This is a genomic window from Polynucleobacter sp. IMCC30063 (assembly GCF_021395235.1).
GTDB lineage: Bacteria > Pseudomonadota > Gammaproteobacteria > Burkholderiales > Burkholderiaceae > Polynucleobacter.
Genome location: NZ_JAJVCQ010000004.1, coordinates 1 through 17,757, shown reverse-complemented (window position 1 = coordinate 17,757; position 17,757 = coordinate 1). Strand labels below are relative to the sequence as shown.

Genomic DNA, 17,757 nt, shown 5'->3' with positions numbered 1-17,757 from the left:
TTGATAACGGGCATTATCTTAGGGGTACTTTGGTTTCATAACATTACCGCACCAATTAAGAAAAAAATTAATTAATTCACATCCCTGGCTAATAGAAGTGAAACGTTTGAGCCACCAAAGGCGAAGGAATTACTCATTGCATAAGGAATCGGTATTTCAGCGGATCTTAATGGCAAGAAATTGAGATCGCAGTCAGGATCGGGTATTTCCAAGAATGCGGTTCCAGGAGCAATTCCTTTTTGCATTGCTTGAATAGTAATCAGCAACTCTAATGCGCCTGCGGCTCCAAGAGTATGCCCATGAATGGCCTTAGTTGAGCTAATCGATAGGCGTTTGGCGCCCTCATCTCCAAATATTTTTTTAAGGGCAATGGTCTCGGCAATATCACCAACTTGCGTGGCAGTACCATGAGCATTAATGTAAACCACCTCGGCAGAGTTAAGGCGGGCCTCTTCTAAGCTTTGCTGCATTGCTTTAGCCTGACCCAGAGGATCTGGCTTGGTAATGTGTGATGAATCTGAGCAAGTGCCATAGCCAATAATTTCTCCAAGGATAATAGCGCCACGCTCTTTTGCGCTAGACCATGATTCCAACATAATTGCAGCAGCTCCCTCACCCAATACAAAGCCACTACGATTTTTTGAAAATGGTTTGCAAGAATTGGCAATATTTTCGAGATCAGGAGTGGCAAGTGTTTTCAACGCCTCCCAAGACTTAATCGACGCTGCAGTAAATAGACTCTCTGCACCGCCTGCAATTGCGCGATCACAGTAACCATGTTTGATGCTACGATAAGCCTCGCCGATCGCATGCGCTGAGGAAGCACATGCTGTGGCATAAGTCATTGAAGGGCCTTTAAAACCCGTCTTCAATGAAATTAATGCCGCTGAACCATTCGCCATTACACCAATAACAGTAAAAGGTCTAACACGCTCCTTCTGTTTGATAAAAATATCCTCGAAGGCACTTTCAACCGTATTTGCGCCCCCAAAACCAGTGCCCCAAAAAATTCCGCAACGATCTAATGTTTTCTCGGGCAGATCCTTTAGCCCAGAATGTTCAAGCGCTTCTCTTGCCGCACTCCAAGATAACTGCGCCACACGATCGAACATGCCTTGTGATGAAGCATCCAATTGGATTGGCAGTGGATTGGCGACTAAACCAGCACAGGCTAAATCAACGGGGATAGCTAGTGCTTTATTAAGGCTGGTTATTCCGGACGTACAAGTAGCGGCTTTTTGAAATTGAATAGCTGCACCAACGCCTAAACAAGAAACTGCACCTAAACCAGTAATAACCACACGATTGGGCTGTGAATCTACACTCACTTTATTTTGCAGAATCAATTAAATCTGCGACATCTTGAAGCGTGGTGAGATTAATAGTTTCATTCGGAATCCGCACTTTAAAATGATCTTCTAGATCAAATAATAATTCTATTTTTCCAAGGGAATCAATCTCCAGTGACTCTAAAGTCATATCTGGACTAATATCATCGATATTTTTATCAAAGCGATCCGCCACTTGCTGAAGCAGAATTTTCATTGTTTCAGACATTATTTTCTTTTTTCAATGCATTCATGAGCTCATTATCGCGGTGCAATAAAATTAAATAGCGCGAGTCTGCAACCAATAATAGTAATTTCGTTTTATACCGCTCACGTTGCAGATATTCAATCAATAATATGCACGTAAAACCCAGTGCAAAGTTTAACGCCCATTGTTGCAAATCGTGAAAGCTGAATTCAAATTCTCCAAAGGGGGCGACAAACCAATAATTAGCATAAAGGGTGCCACCAATAATAAAAACTAAGGCAGGCAAAAAACCAAAGGAATATGCTAAAAAGATCGCTATTAAATAGTAGAACTTATAAGGATTTTCACTATAGAAAACTTGCCCTAAAGCAAATAAACCCCAAGTTATCAAAAAGAATGCCAGAAGGGTTACGGGGTAAATAGCCCGCTTGGGCACCGCGCACCAATTATTGGCATTTTTTATTTGCATTGCCTACCCTTCCCAAAAAAGCCTAAAATATCTTTACATGCATACATTCGCAGCTACTCCAAGCTCTAGCCCATTAATTGTACTATTTCATGGGCTTTCTTCTTCCCCGCTCGAGTTAAGCTATTTGGCTAATGTCCTCAGGAAGAGTGGCTTTCGTGTTGAAACCCCTACTTTTAATGGCTATAACTTTGGTGATCATGCTGGTAATTGGAATGATTGGCTTAATGAGGCAGTTAATTATGTGAGTAATTTACAGATGAAAGAGTCGCTACCCATCTCTCTTGGTGGAGTTTCACTTGGGGCAACTTTAGCGCTCGGTGTTGGCTCTAGGCTAGATAATATTCATGCAATTCTGTGCCTATCTACTACCTTAAATTACAACGGATGGGCCATTCCTTGGTACCGAATTTTTGCTAAATTAGGAATATGGCTTGGCTTAGGAGGGCGATTTAAATACAAGGAACGAGATCCCTTTGGGGTTAAAAATATTCAAATTCGAGCCTACATTAAAAAAGCGATGTCAAACCATCAGATTTCAGAAATTGGCGGGTCATATATGACGCTTAACCATATTTATCAAGCGAATCAATTGTGCTCTTATGTGAAAAAAAATCTAGCTTATGTTACTGCTGCAACATTAACTATTCATGCGGTAGATGATGAGATTGCGCATCCAAATAACGTTGAATTGTTGAATCAGTCAATTAGCTCTGAACTCAAGAGATCTATTTACCTTGGGAATAGCTATCATATGATAACGGTTGATAATGAACGCGAAACCGTTGCTTATGAGTCAATTGCTTTTTTAAAAGAAACGTATGACATCTTGTCTAATTCAAAAATTAGAAACAAAATTATTTCTCCTGAACTGCAGCGTTTTTTAAGGGTGGAAAAGTCGCATCAAGAGCTCAATAAATTGACTTAAGGAATTGGCTTGTGCTAACTTCTGAGACGTCAATCATTGCTCTTATTGCAGTTACTGGTTTTTTTATTGGCTTAGAAAAAATTCGCCCATTACATCGTTATAGCCCAGATAAATCCTGGCTTATAAGGCTGTTTATCTTCGGCAGTCTTGGAGTACTACTGACAATAATAATTGGTATATTTTTGGTTCCTCATTTGGGCGCCATCGTAATATTTCCAAATTTTTCAACGCAATTTTTAAAAACTCCCCCCTGGCTGAATGGCCTCTTTGCCTATGTTTGCATTACTTTTTTTGTTTATTGGTGGCACCGCCTTCGACATCACAATAGTTTAATCTGGAAAATATTTCATCAAATTCACCATAGCACCCATCGTATTCAAGCTCTAACTGCGCTGTATGCTCACCCCAGTGATTTCTTAGCGAATGCCCTCATTATTAATGTTGTTGCCTACTCTTTTCTGGGATTAAACATTGAATCTGCAGTCTGGGCATCTCTTTGGGTTAGCATCTTCGAACTCTGGGAGCATACCAACACCCCTACCCCACATTGGCTAGGCTATTTCATTGTCAGACCTGAAATGCATCGCATTCATCATGAACGCAATCGCCATACTAATAATTATGGCCTACCTATTTGGGATATTCTTTTTGGCACCTATGAAAACTCATCTCGCCTAGTAGAATGCGGCTTTGAAATTGATTCGGAGCGCAAAGTAATGCATATGCTCTCTTGCCGCGATATTAAATAAAGTAATTTTTACTTAATGCGTTGCTTCTTCTTTCTTCTTTTTTTTACCTCTTCTTTTTTTTGCTTGGCTCAAGATAAACCCTATGATGATGACATTCCTGATCATTTAGTTGGTGACATTGGTTTAGCAACTTATACCTCTAATTTACACCTTGGTACTTATGGTACGCAGACATTTGTTGCGCCCTATGTTTTTGCTAACTATAAAAGAGCTTTTGCAAGAATTGATATGTTCGGTATTAAAACAGCCAAAATTGGTTATGGGTACCTTGAGGTAACTGGCAAAGCAATTCTCGATAACTTCGTGGTTAAATCGCCCTTCACAACCACAACTATTGTTAAGCGTTACCCCATTCCCATTGGGATTGGCACCTTCCAAGAAACACCAATTGGGGGATTTCTTATCAATGCTTACCATGACTTTAGTCAATCTAAGGGGGCTTTATATGATTTTTCCTACTTCGGTGAGCTTGAAATAGTTCGTAAAATAACCCTGTATCCCCAACTCGGTATTGAAAGACAGTCGAGCCAATATGCAAACTATTACTATGGTTTAAATAACCAACAAGCGAACACCATCGGCTACCAAAGCTATACCGCTCCTGCTACTAATAATTTAATGTTAGGTTTCTTATTAGAAGTGCCAATTATTGAAGATTGGTATATTAATATTTATGGCAAACGCAAGTGGATGGGAAGCGGAATTAGCAATAGCCCGGTCATGAACCGAACATTTGAAGACAACCTATTTATGGCATTAGCTTACCGATTTAAGTAATTTGTATAGGAAAAAATAATCACAAGGGGTTTGGTTCAAGTGGGTTGCTTTTTTTGTCCCATAAAAAACCCTGCATAATACAAGCCGATACTAACCAATATCAAGCACATAATTTTATCGAAATAGGCGTACTGATCTACTGTGATAAAAAAATAAATAGAAAATAAAATTGTCACAGAAAAAATAATCACTGCAACCCATTTCTGCAGCCCCGTCAAGGGTGGGTTATATATTTGAAAAACATTAGCAACTACCTCTGAATCCTTCACCCCTTCGTCATTGGGCCTCCAAGTAGGACCCTTAAAGAAGATTTTGAGTTTCGTTATCAGCCCAGAATAGTTGCGACTTTTCTTATATAGGTTAATAAATACTGAACCAAGCGCCCATAAAGGATTCCAAGAATTTAAGGGGGTTTGGGTGCCATAGATACAGGCGCTTTTTTCTTCCCGATAAGTGCCAAAAATTCGGTCCCAAATGATTAAAACTGCGCCAAAATTTTTATCAATATATTCGTCGTTGATTGCATGATGCACTCGATGATTCGAGGGTGAAGAAAAGACGCTATCAAACCATCCTAATTTGCCGATATGTTCAGTGTGCATCCAGAATTGATAAATTAATACAAATAGACCAATTAAAACAAATTGATATGGTGGAATTCCGAGTAGCGCCATGACTGCAAAAAAGAAGCAGGCAATAATGGGGAAAAAACTTTCCTGTCTTAAAGCAGTAGAAAAGTTAAATAATTGACTTTGGTGGTGGACGACATGAGAACCCCAAAGCAGAGCAGATTGGTGGCTGACCCGATGAAGCCAATAATCTATAAAGTCATATATTAGAAATGCAATGATCCAGCCATACCAGCTTTCCCAAAAAAGCGTAAACGATCTTGCTCCAAAATATATGTAGAGTAATTCATAAGCCCCAATTTGAAAAAAAACCAGGCAAAGCAAAATAGACTGGCTTAGTAGTCCCTGGCTGATGCTGCTGATGGTATCGTTTAGCCGATAAGTATTTTTAGCAATTGCTAAGCCATAAAAAAATTCGCCCAACATAAAAATGCTGAAAATGGGGATGGCTATTAGGATAATCTGATTTAGTAACTGTTCGTTCACCCAGCAATTTTAATAGAAATTTAATTGACCTGATTTACTGTTTACTTAGCTATCCAGAATAATATATAGTATTAAAAAAAACGATAGCAAATAATAAAACATAAGAGGCCAAGCATGAAGTTAACCATTAACGAGCAAATATACAACGTCGATGTCGAGCCTAATATGCCCCTTTTATGGGCAATTCGGGAGTTCGTCGGCCTTACAGGCACCAAATATGGTTGTGGTATTGGGCAATGTGGGGCCTGTACAGTCTATATGAATGGCGAACCTGTGCGTTCCTGCATGATTCCCGTCTCTGCGGTCGGTGGTAAGAAAATAACGACTATTGAGGCGCTCTCTAAAGATAGCTCGCATCCTGTGCAAAAAGCCTGGATTGCACTAGATGTTCCTCAGTGCGGATACTGTCAATCTGGTCAGATCATGGCCGCTGCCGCTTTGTTGAAAAAGAATCCTAGGCCAACCGATCAGGATATTGACAAAGCCATGTCTAATGTTTGTCGCTGTGGTACTTATCAAAAAATTCGCGATGGCATTCATGTCGCCTCTGGACAGAAGACGTTAGTAGATATTTTGGCTCTGTATGCAGCCTCTCCTCAGAGTCGTGGTTAGGAAAAAATATGAGACTAATTGACCAAACTCCAAATCTTGATAACGCTTCGCGTCGTCAATTTATTATTAAGGGCACGCTTGCTGGCGGTGGTTTAATGCTCGGGCTTGGTGCACTGCCTGAATATGCTCTGGCTCAAAAAAATAATGCCTATGACCACAATAGCCCATTAAAAATTGGCGCACCAGAGGTAAATGCTTGGGTCAGTATTAAGCCAGATGAAACTGTTCTGATCCGCATTGCCCGCTCAGAAATGGGCCAAGGTACAAGAACAGGTTTAGCGCAGATGGTTACTGAAGAGCTCGAGTGTAATTGGAAAAATGTCAGTACAGAGTCACCAACTCCGGGGCATAGCCTAGCCAGAAAACGAACATGGGGCGAGCATGGTACCGGTGGCAGTCGTGGTATTCGTATTTCTGAAGACTATGTGCGTCGCGGTGCAGCAGCAGCGCGAATAATGCTGATGCAAGCAGCAGCGAATAAGTGGGATGTTCCAGTCAGCGAATTGACGGTAGATAAAGGGATCATTACTCACGCCAAAACAGGTAGGCAAATTAGCTATGGACAAGTTGCCGAGCTTGCCTCTACTTTAAGTCCTCCCGACCCTAAAGCTATTACCTTAAGAGATCCGCGCACCTGGAAGGTCGCGGGGCAACCTTACGCCCGTATTGACACCGCAAATAAAGTCAACGGCTCTAAGGTATTTGGTGCAGATTTGCAATTGCCTGGCATGCTTTGTGCCGCTATCAAAGCATGTCCCGTTTTTGGTGGCAAGTTAGTGAGCTTTAATGAGGCTCAAATTAAAAATATGCGTGGGGTTAAAGGCGTTGTACAGGTAAGCGATAAGTCGGTAGCGGTAGTTGCAGATTCTTGGTGGCGCGCTAAAACAGCGCTAGACGCTTTACCTATCGTCTGGGATGAAGGCAAAGGCGCAAATGTATCTTCAGCTGGTATTAACAAAACACTTAGAGAAGCTCTAGATGAAGAAGGTAACTACTGGCAGCGAAAAGAAGGTGATGCCCTAGGCGCTATTCAAGGCTCACCTAAAAAAGTGGAAGCAATCTATTTCACTCCATATCGTGCCCACGTCAATATGGAGCCCATGAATGCCACAGTCAAAATTTCAGGGGGTCAGGCTGAAGCATGGGTTCCCACGCAAAATGGGGAAGGTTCTCATGCTGCGCTCTCTGAGGCTACGGGTATTCCGCTTGATAAATGCGAGATCTATAAATTAGATTCAGGTACAGGCTTAGGACGTAGGGGCTCTACACAAGATTATGTAACCCAAGCCGCTAAAATTGCGCAACAATTTCCAGGTGTGCCTATCAAATTAATCTGGAGTCGTGAAGAAGATATGACTCATGATTTTTATCATCCCATTGCGATGGCAAAAATGACTGCTGGCATAGATTCATCAGGAAATCTAACGGGTATGCATATTAAGGTTTCTGGCCCGTCGATTAATGCCACGCTTGCACCACAGAATATTAAAAATGGTAAAGATGAACGGCAACTTCAAGGTCTTTATGAGAAGGGTCCCGATGCACAGCTGGGCTATCAATTTCCGACGCTGTTAACTGAATATGTCATGAGAAATACGCATATACCCGTTGGTCCATGGCGTGGTGTCAATACAAATCAAAATGCGATTTTCATGGAATGCTTCATGGATGAGTGTGCTAAGGCAGCAAATAAAGATCCACTACTTTTTCGACAAGCATTGATGCAAAATCATCCCAAGCATTTGGCCGTCTTGAATGCAGCAGCGCAGAAAGCAGATTGGGGAAAACCACTTCCGCCCGGGGTGTATCGAGGTATAGCTCAGTTTATGGGATATGCTAGCTATTCTGCGTGCGTGGCCGAAGTATCGATGCAAGGTAATACCGTCAAAATCGATCGATTAGTTTTTGCCCTCAATTCTGGTCATGTAGTTAACCCCTATTTAGCACGCGAACAAATTGAAGGTTCGGTAGTGATGGCATTGGGAGCGATTTTCAATCCCGAAATCACTGTAGAAAATGGGCGTATCGTGCAAAAAAACTTGGATGCCTATCCATTGCTGGGCCTTGCCTCAACTCCACGCATCGAATCTGTCTTAGTGCCTAGTTTTGACTTTTGGGGTGGTGTTGGAGAGCCTACTATTTGTGTAGTTGGCCCTGCCGTAGCCAACGCAATTTCAGCGGCAATCGGCAGGCCTGTGCGTAACTTTCCCTTAAGTAAAGAGGGGCTGAAGTTAGCTTAATTGTCCGACGTCAGCAACTATGAGACAAATAGGGGCACTTGATTAAAGGAGGATTTTGGTTCATCTTCTAACATAAGGAATGAAGATGAACATCAAATCCAATCAACCTAAGAGCCCTGCTGAGCAGGTGGTTAAAGACATCCGTAGAGCAACTAGGCGCCAAAAATTCCGTCTTAGGGCTATATCAAAAAGATGGTGGGCTGTAACTTACGTTAATGTAAATTTAAGATTACCTAATTTTTAATTCGAAGGCTGGGTATTTTCATCAATAAGCTAAACTATTGAAAATTAACGATACTGGTACATGGTGAAAAAATACATAGTTACTTGCTGTATCTTGATTACCAGTATTCTCTCTGGTAATAATTCTTGGGCTGAGGAGTGGCCTAAAGATCGACCTATTCGCATTATTGTGCCGCAGGCAGCAGGCGGCACTAATGACATCATTACCCGAATAATTGCGATTGAGTTAGGTAAAGCCTTAAATCAGTCCATTGTTATTGAAAATAAGCCCGGAGCTTCCGGCGCTATTGGGTTGCAGCTGGCCGCTAATGCTATTCCAGATGGCTATACCTTTGCCATTGCCTCCGACAGTTCTGCCATCCTAAGCGCCACCAGAGAGTCCTTAAGTTGGCGCCTAGGGAGAGATCTAATTGGCGTCGCCTTAATAGGCGATCAACCCATTGGGATCGCAGTGTCAAGTCAAACGCCCTACCTTACATTAGCAGACCTATTGAATGCGGCAAAAAGTAAGCCAGGGACTATTTCATATGGAACCTCTGGCCAAGGTACAAACCAGCATTACATTGGTGAGTGGTTAGCAAAATCAGCAGATTTCAAATGGACGCACATTCCATATAAAGGCGGCGGACAAGCAATTATCGATCTGACCGGGGGCACAACCCCTGCCGCAGTTTTAGGTTTTGCGCCCCTACTTTCACAACAAAAGAAGGGGGGAATTCGCATTTTAGCCCTTACTAGCGCACAACGAAATCCTAATGCCACAAATGTGCCAACTTTAGCTGAATTAGGTTTTAAAGATATTATTATTACGCAGTGGGTGGGAGTCGTTGCCCCTAAAAATCTACCCCCAGCGATTCTCAATAAAGTTTCTAAAGAAATTTTATTGATTTTAGAAAAGCCCGAGATAAAACTAAAATTACTTGATGTTGGATTAACAGCAAGGCCTATGCCTGCAAGTGAATTTGAGGTATTTTTAAAAAACTCAATACAGCGCTGGATCGAATTAAATAAGATACTAAAAATTCCAGTCGATTAATATTTGCTCTTTATCGCTAATAAATTTTATAATGAAAAAAATAGATACTCAACCAAACGTTGTCTTAATACTTGCCGATAATCTTGGATGGGGCGAACTAGGTTGCTATGGCGGTGGAGCAATTCGCGGTGCGCCAACTCCCAGAATTGATGCCCTTGCCCAAGAGGGCACTCGCTTTCTCAACTTTAATGTAGAAAGCGATTGCGTTCCAACTAGATCTGCACTCATGACCGGTCGACACCCCATTAGAACTGGGGCAATTCAATCGGTTCCAGCTGGCTTACCTCAGGGGATTATCCCCTGGGAAAAAACTATGGCAGAGCTATTTTCAGAAGCAGGATATGCGACTGCAATGTTTGGCAAATGGCATTTAGGCGATAAGGCAGGCCGATATCCTAATGACAAAGGCTTTGATGAGTGGTATGGAATTCCAAGAACTACTAATGAAAGTATGTTTTTTGATTCAATTGGGTATGACCAATCCGTTGTTGAGGCTCCTTACGTGATGGAGGGTAAAAAAGGTAATCTAGCTGAAAAGAAAGAGCTATACGATTTAGAAATGAGACGAAAAATTGATGCCGAGTTAACAAAACGCAGTTGTGAATTTATTCACCGTAATGCAAATAAAAAACCATTCTTTCTTTATGTTCCATTAACTCAGTTGCACTTTCCAACCCTGCCTCACCGTGATTTTGAGGGTAATTCAAATTATGGCGACTTTGCTGATTCATTAATTGAAATGGATGCAAGAGTAGGTCAAATAATGGATGCAATTAATCAAGACGATCTCGCAGAAAATACCATATTCATTTTTGCCAGTGACAACGGGCCAGAGTATCGTCGGCCCTGGCGGGGTAGCGCAGGCATGTGGACGGGTACCTACCATACCGCAATGGAGGGCGCCCTTAGAGTGCCTCTCATCATTCGCTGGCCTAATAAAATTCCAGCTGGAAAAGTGACAAATGAAATTATTCATGTGGTAGATTTATTGCCTACCCTAGCACATATTGCTGACTTAAAAATGCCGATAGATCGACCGATTGACGGGATCGATCAAAGTCAATTTTTACTAGGCAAGGAAGAGAAATCAAATCGTGAAGGATTTGTATATTTTATAAAAACTGAACTTAGGGCCGCAAAGTGGCGTGACTGGAAAATGCATTTTGTTTGGGAAGTAGAGCCTAATGCTGGTGCCAATCATCTAGAAACACCCTATCTATTTAATATTGTCCAGGATCCAAAAGAAGAATCAGATGTGAATACGACACAGGGCTGGGTGAGGGGCCCAATTCGAAAAATGGTAATAAATTTTCAGAACTCTTTAAAAACGCACCCACCAATACCCCCTGGCGCATCTGATGACTTTAAACCAATCTGAACCATGTTTTGCTTAACCACACGAATTAGCTGTATTTAAGTCCTGAACAAGTATTAAATAGGCAAAAGTACTGGTATAAAAACGGGTTAGAAAGAACTTACGGCTTGGCTCTATGATTACTTAATTTAAATAAAAGTCGTCATATTATTAATTTGCCTCTAAAACTAACCCACCATTGGTCTCTAACTTTAATTGATCCACGTGATCAAGTTTTCTTTTACTAGCGAACTATATTAAAAAGAAGGTGGGCTGAAGTTGGCTGCAAATAAGTATGAGAATGGGTTCAGTTTTAGATGCAAAGTAACACCTAGGAAATTTTGAGAACGGGTGTGTAGCTTTAATTAATATTAACCAAGCCCAAAGTCTCTGCAGTGTTGGCCCTAATTTTTTTACAAAGGGCGGCATCTGTAATTAAAGATTCGCCATAAGATGGAATCATTTTTTTCATCTGAACTCTCCACTCGCTTGGCAGAAGTTTAGTAGGGGTCATTCGCTCTATTATATCTACCATGATCGCAACAGCTGTGGATGCACCTGGTGAAGCTCCAAGCAAGGCCACCATGGACGAGTCTTTAGATTCAACTATCTCGGTACCAAATTCTAAAATCCCAATTTTGGTGGCATCTTTCTTGATAATTTGCACACGCTGGCCAGCGACTTCAATTACCCAGTCTTTCGCATTGGCAGTTGGGTAATATTGTTTAAGTGAATTCAGTCGATCTGTACTGGATTGCAATACTTGCCCTACTAGATATTTAACAAGACTTAAGTTTGTAATACCAACAGCTGCTAGTGGCAAGAGATTGCCTGGTCGAATCGACTTGAAAAGATCGAGCCAAGATCCATACTTTAAAAATTTAGTAGAGAAGCCTGCAAAGGGGCCAAAGAGTAATGAATGTTGACCATCAATAATGCGTGTATCCAAATGAGGAACAGACATGGGAGGTGACCCTACAGAGGCTATTCCATATACTTTTGCTTCGTGCTCTCTGACTACATCTTGGTTATTGCAACGCAACCATATGCCGCTCACTGGAAAACCAGCATATCCAACCGACTCAGGAATGCCCGACTTTTGCAATAAAGGTAGCGCAGCTCCGCCCGCGCCCAAGAAAACAAATTTGGCTATTACGAAACGCTCATTACCATTGCGCTGATTTTTAATCGTAAGACGCCAACGCTGATCGGGTTCACGCTGTAGATGAATAACTTCTTCTAAAAATGTAACCCGAAAATCAGATAATTTTATTAAATGGCCTAGCAACTGCGAAGTTAATGATCCATAACTTACATCCGCCCCAGAAACAATGCGTGTTGCTGCAATTTTTTTACCAACATCTCTTCCTTTAATTAACAACGGGGCCCACTCAGCAATTTGATCTGGGTCTTCGGAGTACTCCATCCCATGGAAACAATGATGGGCACTAAGTGCCACTTGTCTTTTTTTAAGAAAAGCTACATTGTCATTTCCCTCAACAAAACTCATATGAGGCACAGGATGAATGAAAGATTGCGGTTCTGTTATTGCGCCTTTTTGAATGAGGTAAGACCAAAATTGGCGGGACAGATCAAATTCAACGTTGACTTCAAGCGCTTTAGATATATTAATAGAGCCATCAGCCTCAAGGGGGGTGTAGTTCAGCTCGCAATTGGCTGCATGGCCTGTCCCTGCATTATTCCAACTTTCTGAACTTTCTAAAGCCGCACTCCCCAGCTTTTCAATAAGCTCGATTGATAAATCTGGATTGATCTCCTTTAAGAAAACGCCTAAAGTAGTGCTCATAATTCCTGCGCCAACTAAGACGCAGTCAAGCTCGCTAATAGCTTTATATTCTTGCATTTGCTTTGGCTACTCGGCTACCCCATTCAAGTAACTCAATAGAGCAATCATCTCTACTCAGAGAGCATTCGATTAACACTGGACCACCCTCATGCACCAAGGCTTGTTTAATTGCACTACTTAGTTCACCAGCCGTATTAGCACGAATACCAAGGCCATTGCCTTTGCCTGCATTAAAGATGTTGATTAAGCCCGCATAGTCCCAATTTTGAATATTGTTATAAGGCCCATCATGAATCTCTACTTCAATGGTGTAGCCGCCATTATTCATAAGAAAAATAATAGGGTTGACCTTGTAGCGAATCATATTGGATAGCTCTTGAGCCGTTAACTGAAAAGACCCATCACCAATTAGCGAAATGACTCTACCCCCAGGCTTACAGCCCAGAGCGGCTCCAAATGTAGCCCCTACCGACCAACCAATTGACCCGTATTGCATTTGCACGTGATAGCGTGACCCCCTTGGTAAATGCAAAAGTTGCCCATTAAACCAAGAGTCACCCGTTTCAGCAATTAAGATAGTGTCACACGTAAGAATTCCCTGAATTTGTCTGCGTAATTCTTTTAAAGATAACTTATCGGCTGGTGCAGCTGGTGGAGTAGTTGGAGGATCAACTTTAAGGCGCAAAAATTCTTGCATAGAGTCATCATTTTTCGCTACTTTGGTAGCCAAGGCAGCCAAAAAATCACTCATTTGCACATTAGCAAAATAACCTTCTGGCATGCTAATAGAATTTTTACCAATTTTTATTGATGAGTCCTTTTTATAAAGATCAGTTCTACCTGTTGTGGTGTAGTCGGTTAACTGTACTCCCGTCATAATTTGACAGTCACTAGATTCAACAATAGCAGAACAACTTGGGCTACTGACCTCTGGCCAATAAGTGCCGATAAAAGTGGATAAATCCTCAGGTACGATTCCCTTGGCATCGGGAGTGACGACTACAGCGGATTCCATTTTGTTTGCTAGTTGTAAAAAAGACTCGCTCGCATCAGCAGTTCTAATATCAACACCTGCGATCAAGATGGGTTTAATAGCAGCATTGATGCGAGAAGCAGCTGCTGCAACAGCTGCATTTAGGGCTCTCTCATCACTCTTAGCCTTAAAACTAAAATTTTCTAAAAAAGAGTCGGTTGGGGCCGGGATAAGTTGACCAGCTAGGTTACAAGCAATTTCTAAATAAACCGGTTTTTTCTCAATCAAACAGACCTTAATAGCATCATCAATCATTCTGGCGGCATCTTCTAGGTGGCGAATCGCACATACCGCCTTCACTACCGGGGCATAGCATTGCTCTTGATGATAAATATTGTATTCACCAATAGTGTGGTGGGTTTTATAGTGCTCCGGTGAATCATTGGTATTGGGACCGCCTGATACTGCCAATAGGGATAAATTTTCAGCATATGCCCCAGCAACGGCATTTAACATACTAAGACCACCTACTGTATAAGTTACAGCGGCCATTGAGAAGCCTGCTTCACGAGCGTAACCATCTGCAGAATAGCCGGCATTAAGCTCATTACAACAACTAATCATACGCAAATTAGGCACTTTTAATAATTGATCTAATAAAACTAAATTGAAGTCCCCTGGAACAGTAAAAAAATTTCGCATCCCAGCCTGCACGAGCCGCAGCCCTAAATAAGTGCCAACGCTGACTAATGGAGAATTATTCATATCTATCTTGTTTAAAATTTAATCGATTTTTAAGGCAATCTATTAATACTAGAAAGGAAAATATTGCAGATTTATGGCATATGCCCTATTTTAGTGCAGATTAACTTAGCCAAAATTACGGCTGAACAATACTACAAAATTTTTACAATGTGCTCTTTAATGAACTGACCTGATTTTTAGTACCCCTCCCAAAGAGAGGATTTTTGATAATCTTCACCTTAAAGGTGAACTGAATCGCTACCCATATCCTAGACACTTCCCAGTCTCGCTTGGTACTACTTTTCATATACTACTGGAGAAAGCCCATTGTTGTAACCATGGCGCCTAACCGGGTTGTCCCACGGAGACTTCCTTTGGTCGTAAAACATTTTGATGTAATCAAAGATGCCCTCCCTTCTTTTGCACTACTGGCATAGGTTTTGCGTTTGATGCGCTCCCTTTTGAGTAATTGGAAGAAGCTCTCGACCACCAAGTGATTAGGTTTTCTTTTACTAGCCGACTATATTAAAAAGACGGTGGGCTGAAATTGGCTGCAAATAAGTATGAGAATGGGTTCAGTTTTAGATGCAAATTAACAACCAAAGGATTTTGCCAGCAATACGCTGTAAAGCAGACCGTTCTAATAATTTTGAACTAAAAGCACATAATTATTTCATTTAGCCTCTCTAGCCATTTGAATATTGTGGATTGAAGGTTTGAAAAAGGCTAATTATTAAAATAGCTAGAAGTAGTAATAATGAAATGAAATTCATGATTCGCTCTTTTTTGGCAGTCCATACCCACCCCAAGAAACCAATAATGGCCAAGACTACGGCTAATACAGCCAACTGAGAAAGATTTATCAATAATAGGGTTGCTATATTCCAAAAGCCTTTGGCACCTGGAACGAGATCTTGATTGACAATATATTGCTCTTTCCCGGCACCAAAAATACCGACAAATAAAGTTCCAATCCAATTAGCCCATAACGAGATATACAAGGAAACCGTGGCAATAGACTTAGTAAATCTTGGAAGAGATAATTGAGGCCACATCCAAGCAAAAGAAAAGAACACTAAAGCTTGTAATGCTCCAATTAGGTGCGCCTGTAAGATGCCTATTTTTGCTAATGCATAGGGCGAATAAATTGGCGCTAAAAGCCCAAGCACCAACATGATGAGTCCGGATATCAAAAACCGTTTATCGTATTGAGAGTTCATTTAATCCTCAAAAATATGGTGTTAGTAATACTACTGCAGTAATAAATTAAATGGCCAAAAATATAGGCATCGATCTTTGTTTTAATATTAGGTATCTAGTAATATATTTGCAAAAGAGGTGCTATTAACTGCCTCATATTGCGCAAAAGCCAGTCAAGCGTTACTTAAAGTAACGCTCAAAAGATAAAACCCCCACTATTGCTAGTGAGGGTTTTTATGGTGTGCCCAAGAGGACTTGAGCCTAGGACTAAAGGATTCCGGAACTAATATTATTGGCCTTACTCAGCTCTATTTTCTTGAATAAATCTCTGCCGATGCAATTGCGCCGCCGGAGTTTCCTCCCACGCTTGCGCCACCCACTATTAAGACATCACCATTTAATAAACGCGCTTCTGCATGACGCCAGCGAGGTACTGTCATAGATCCAGTAACAGAAAAGGTGCCTGTAATTGGATCATAAAGCTCTGCAGAAGAAAGGACATTTGTCAGATCGTATCCACCTGCAATCAAAACCTTGCCGTCAATCAACAGTGTGGATGTTTGTCGACCAGTTGGAGTGTTCATTGACCCCGTATAAGAAAAAGTACCAGTTTGTGAATTGTATAAACTAGCAGAGGCAAGGACAGAATTATTTTCACCATATCCGCCAACAATCAGTACTTTTCCATCTAACAAAAGATTGGCCGTTGGAAAGCGTCGAGGTGTACCCATTGAGCCAGTCACACTAAATTTACCAGTAATAGGATCGTAAATTTCTGGTGCATCTAAATTGGTTCCATTATAGCCGCCAGCTATTAATACGTTACCGTTATTAAGAAGGGTTGCTGTTGCGTTTCGACGTGCAGTAGACAATGATCCGGTAGAAGAAAAGGTTCCGGTAGTAGGATCGTAGATTTCAGCGCTAGCAAGAGCACAGCAATTGCTATCGTAGGAATATCCACCTACAACCAACACCTTTCCATTATTGAGTAATGTTGCTGTTGGGTTTACACGTGGGGTACTCATGTTGCTGGTTACCTGCCACGTAGTAGATGCGGGATTATAAATTTCAACAGTACTAATACCAGTTCCATCAACACCCTCACCGCCAGCTACAAAAATACGCCCATCTAAAAGTCGCACAGAGGCTGCTGCGTAGCGCGGATTTGTCATCGATCCAGTAGCGCTAAATGTTCTTGAGGTAGGGTCATAGAGATCAGCAGAGGCAACAGCGATACTTGCAGGTCCCACTCCACCCGCCACCAGTACCCGACCATCGGCCAATAAATTCGCCGTTGGCATAGAGCGAGAAGTTGTCATCATGCCAGTTGCAGTAAATGTACCCGTAGTGCTAGATGATGTCGATGATCCTGAATCTCCATTACCACTGCAAGAAACTAGGAAAGCGGCAATGAAGGTAGATAAAGTCAATAAGACAAATTTTTTCATATGTAAAGCTCTATTAAAATTTAGGTTGGCGGAACTTTAATTTACAAAAGAAATAGCAAGGTAAATTCTAAATTATTTTATTATGAAATAAAGCGGGGGTTTACTTTTCTGGTGAGCCCGTCAGAAGTTGAACGGGGCTAGAGAATTGAATGGTACCCGCTTATCTAGGTCGGTAAATGCCCTGTCTTCACAAAGATAGTGCAGCCCTCTTTACTGAAGGGTTGGTGCTGACTCATATGAGGACTTCTGATCCATGATCCAGCGGGGTAACGGCCATGCTCATCCTCAAATACCCCATCAATCACAAAGATCTCTTCTCCACCGTAATGCCGATGTGGATTGAAATATGTTTGCGGCGCCCATCGAACTAAAGTAGACCCGCTACCCTGCTGCATGAGAGGCGGGGGTGTACTAAATTTTGTGTAAACGGTCTAATAATGGGTAAAAGCCCACTCCATAGGAGTAATGATGATGACCGAAGCAGCAAAACGAGCAGTACCCCAAGAACTCATTGATAGCCTGCTGGCAG

At 41.6% G+C, this 17,757-nt stretch carries 15 protein-coding genes and 2 pseudogenes; 7 read left to right on the top strand and 10 right to left on the bottom strand.

All coding sequences use genetic code 11. From position 1 onward, the window contains the following. Nucleotides 1-71 precede the first annotated feature (71 nt). From LZG75_RS08240 to LZG75_RS08230, 3 genes are read right to left on the bottom strand one after another with little or no spacing between them, the layout of a single operon-like run. Nucleotides 72-1,328 (bottom strand): beta-ketoacyl-[acyl-carrier-protein] synthase family protein, encoded by a 1,257-nt coding sequence (locus LZG75_RS08240; protein ID WP_233925625.1) that lies wholly within the window; start codon nucleotides 1,326-1,328, stop codon nucleotides 72-74. Nucleotide 1,329: 1 nt separating this feature from the next. After that, nucleotides 1,330-1,557 (bottom strand): acyl carrier protein, encoded by a 228-nt coding sequence (locus tag LZG75_RS08235; protein ID WP_233925624.1) that lies wholly within the window; start codon nucleotides 1,555-1,557, stop codon nucleotides 1,330-1,332. Further along, nucleotides 1,550-2,005, bottom strand: coding sequence for a DUF4118 domain-containing protein (locus tag LZG75_RS08230; RefSeq protein WP_233937216.1), 456 nt, complete (start codon nucleotides 2,003-2,005; stop codon nucleotides 1,550-1,552). The genes LZG75_RS08235 and LZG75_RS08230 overlap by 8 nt, the downstream gene beginning before the upstream one ends. A 37-nt stretch (nucleotides 2,006-2,042) precedes the next feature. On the opposite strand from LZG75_RS08230, the gene LZG75_RS08225 reads away from it, so the two are divergent. The 3 genes from LZG75_RS08225 to LZG75_RS08215 all read left to right on the top strand — a co-directional run bounded on the left by LZG75_RS08225 (nucleotide 2,043) and on the right by LZG75_RS08215 (nucleotide 4,456). Beyond that, nucleotides 2,043-2,930: a carboxylesterase gene (locus tag LZG75_RS08225; RefSeq protein WP_233937215.1), complete on the top strand. Its 888-nt coding sequence runs from the start codon at nucleotides 2,043-2,045 to the stop codon at nucleotides 2,928-2,930. Nucleotides 2,931-2,941: 11 nt separating this feature from the next. Further along, nucleotides 2,942-3,679 carry a sterol desaturase family protein gene (locus LZG75_RS08220; protein WP_233925621.1) on the top strand — a complete coding sequence of 246 codons (738 nt, stop codon included), beginning with the start codon at nucleotides 2,942-2,944 and terminating at the stop codon, nucleotides 3,677-3,679. 63 nt (nucleotides 3,680-3,742) lie between these two features. Further along, on the top strand, nucleotides 3,743-4,456 hold the full coding sequence (locus tag LZG75_RS08215; protein ID WP_233925620.1) for a MipA/OmpV family protein: 714 nt from the start codon (nucleotides 3,743-3,745) through the stop codon (nucleotides 4,454-4,456). A 35-nt stretch (nucleotides 4,457-4,491) separates the two neighbouring features. On the opposite strand, the gene LZG75_RS08210 is transcribed toward LZG75_RS08215, so the two are convergent. Next, nucleotides 4,492-5,571 carry a sterol desaturase family protein gene (locus LZG75_RS08210; RefSeq protein ID WP_233937214.1) on the bottom strand — a complete coding sequence of 360 codons (1,080 nt, stop codon included), beginning with the start codon at nucleotides 5,569-5,571 and terminating at the stop codon, nucleotides 4,492-4,494. A 114-nt stretch (nucleotides 5,572-5,685) separates the two neighbouring features. Between LZG75_RS08210 and LZG75_RS08205 the strand changes: the two genes are divergently transcribed. The 4 genes from LZG75_RS08205 (at nucleotide 5,686) to LZG75_RS08190 (ending at nucleotide 11,080) form a co-directional block, all read left to right on the top strand. Next, nucleotides 5,686-6,183, top strand: coding sequence for a (2Fe-2S)-binding protein (locus LZG75_RS08205; protein ID WP_233937213.1), 498 nt, complete (start codon nucleotides 5,686-5,688; stop codon nucleotides 6,181-6,183). An 8-nt stretch (nucleotides 6,184-6,191) separates the two neighbouring features. Further along, nucleotides 6,192-8,423 carry a molybdopterin cofactor-binding domain-containing protein gene (locus LZG75_RS08200; RefSeq protein WP_233937212.1) on the top strand — a complete coding sequence of 744 codons (2,232 nt, stop codon included), beginning with the start codon at nucleotides 6,192-6,194 and terminating at the stop codon, nucleotides 8,421-8,423. A gap of 307 nt (nucleotides 8,424-8,730) precedes the next feature. Continuing rightward, nucleotides 8,731-9,702 (top strand): tripartite tricarboxylate transporter substrate binding protein, encoded by a 972-nt coding sequence (locus tag LZG75_RS08195; RefSeq protein ID WP_233937211.1) that lies wholly within the window; start codon nucleotides 8,731-8,733, stop codon nucleotides 9,700-9,702. Nucleotides 9,703-9,733: 31 nt separating this feature from the next. Beyond that, complete coding sequence (locus tag LZG75_RS08190; protein WP_233937210.1) at nucleotides 9,734-11,080, top strand: arylsulfatase; 1,347 nt, start codon at nucleotides 9,734-9,736, stop codon at nucleotides 11,078-11,080. A gap of 337 nt (nucleotides 11,081-11,417) precedes the next feature. On the opposite strand, the gene mqo is transcribed toward LZG75_RS08190, so the two are convergent. The 6 genes and pseudogenes from mqo to LZG75_RS08160 form a co-directional block, all read right to left on the bottom strand. Further along, nucleotides 11,418-12,920, bottom strand: a complete 1,503-nt coding sequence (gene mqo / locus LZG75_RS08185) for a malate dehydrogenase (quinone) (RefSeq protein WP_233937209.1) — start codon at nucleotides 12,918-12,920, stop codon at nucleotides 11,418-11,420. Continuing rightward, nucleotides 12,907-14,601, bottom strand: coding sequence for a thiamine pyrophosphate-binding protein (locus LZG75_RS08180; protein ID WP_233937208.1), 1,695 nt, complete (start codon nucleotides 14,599-14,601; stop codon nucleotides 12,907-12,909). The genes mqo and LZG75_RS08180 overlap by 14 nt, the downstream gene beginning before the upstream one ends. A 275-nt stretch (nucleotides 14,602-14,876) precedes the next feature. Further along, nucleotides 14,877-15,079 (bottom strand): annotated as a pseudogene (locus tag LZG75_RS08175) (IS3 family transposase); the annotation flags it as partial. 187 nt (nucleotides 15,080-15,266) lie between these two features. Then, nucleotides 15,267-15,800, bottom strand: a complete 534-nt coding sequence (locus tag LZG75_RS08170; protein ID WP_233925616.1) for a hypothetical protein — start codon at nucleotides 15,798-15,800, stop codon at nucleotides 15,267-15,269. A 288-nt stretch (nucleotides 15,801-16,088) separates the two neighbouring features. Continuing rightward, on the bottom strand, nucleotides 16,089-17,228 hold the full coding sequence (locus tag LZG75_RS08165) for a kelch repeat-containing protein (protein WP_233937207.1): 1,140 nt from the start codon (nucleotides 17,226-17,228) through the stop codon (nucleotides 16,089-16,091). 164 nt (nucleotides 17,229-17,392) lie between these two features. Then, nucleotides 17,393-17,605, bottom strand: a pseudogene (locus tag LZG75_RS08160) (cupin domain-containing protein); the annotation flags it as partial. Nucleotides 17,606-17,757 lie beyond the last annotated feature (152 nt).

What these genes read in the sequence shown, in the direction of transcription:
- LZG75_RS08165 (WP_233937207.1), bottom strand. Translation starts at nt 17,228, where the DNA reads ATGAAAAAATTTGTCTTATTGACTTTATCTACCTTCATTGCCGCTTTC.
- LZG75_RS08190 (WP_233937210.1), top strand. Translation starts at nt 9,734, where the DNA reads ATGAAAAAAATAGATACTCAACCAAACGTTGTCTTAATACTTGCCGAT.
- LZG75_RS08225 (WP_233937215.1), top strand. Translation starts at nt 2,043, where the DNA reads ATGCATACATTCGCAGCTACTCCAAGCTCTAGCCCATTAATTGTACTA.
- LZG75_RS08170 (WP_233925616.1), bottom strand. Translation starts at nt 15,800, where the DNA reads ATGAACTCTCAATACGATAAACGGTTTTTGATATCCGGACTCATCATG.
- LZG75_RS08230 (WP_233937216.1), bottom strand. Translation starts at nt 2,005, where the DNA reads ATGCAAATAAAAAATGCCAATAATTGGTGCGCGGTGCCCAAGCGGGCT.
- LZG75_RS08235 (WP_233925624.1), bottom strand. Translation starts at nt 1,557, where the DNA reads ATGTCTGAAACAATGAAAATTCTGCTTCAGCAAGTGGCGGATCGCTTT.
- mqo (WP_233937209.1), bottom strand. Translation starts at nt 12,920, where the DNA reads ATGCAAGAATATAAAGCTATTAGCGAGCTTGACTGCGTCTTAGTTGGC.
- LZG75_RS08200 (WP_233937212.1), top strand. Translation starts at nt 6,192, where the DNA reads ATGAGACTAATTGACCAAACTCCAAATCTTGATAACGCTTCGCGTCGT.
- LZG75_RS08180 (WP_233937208.1), bottom strand. Translation starts at nt 14,601, where the DNA reads ATGAATAATTCTCCATTAGTCAGCGTTGGCACTTATTTAGGGCTGCGG.
- LZG75_RS08205 (WP_233937213.1), top strand. Translation starts at nt 5,686, where the DNA reads ATGAAGTTAACCATTAACGAGCAAATATACAACGTCGATGTCGAGCCT.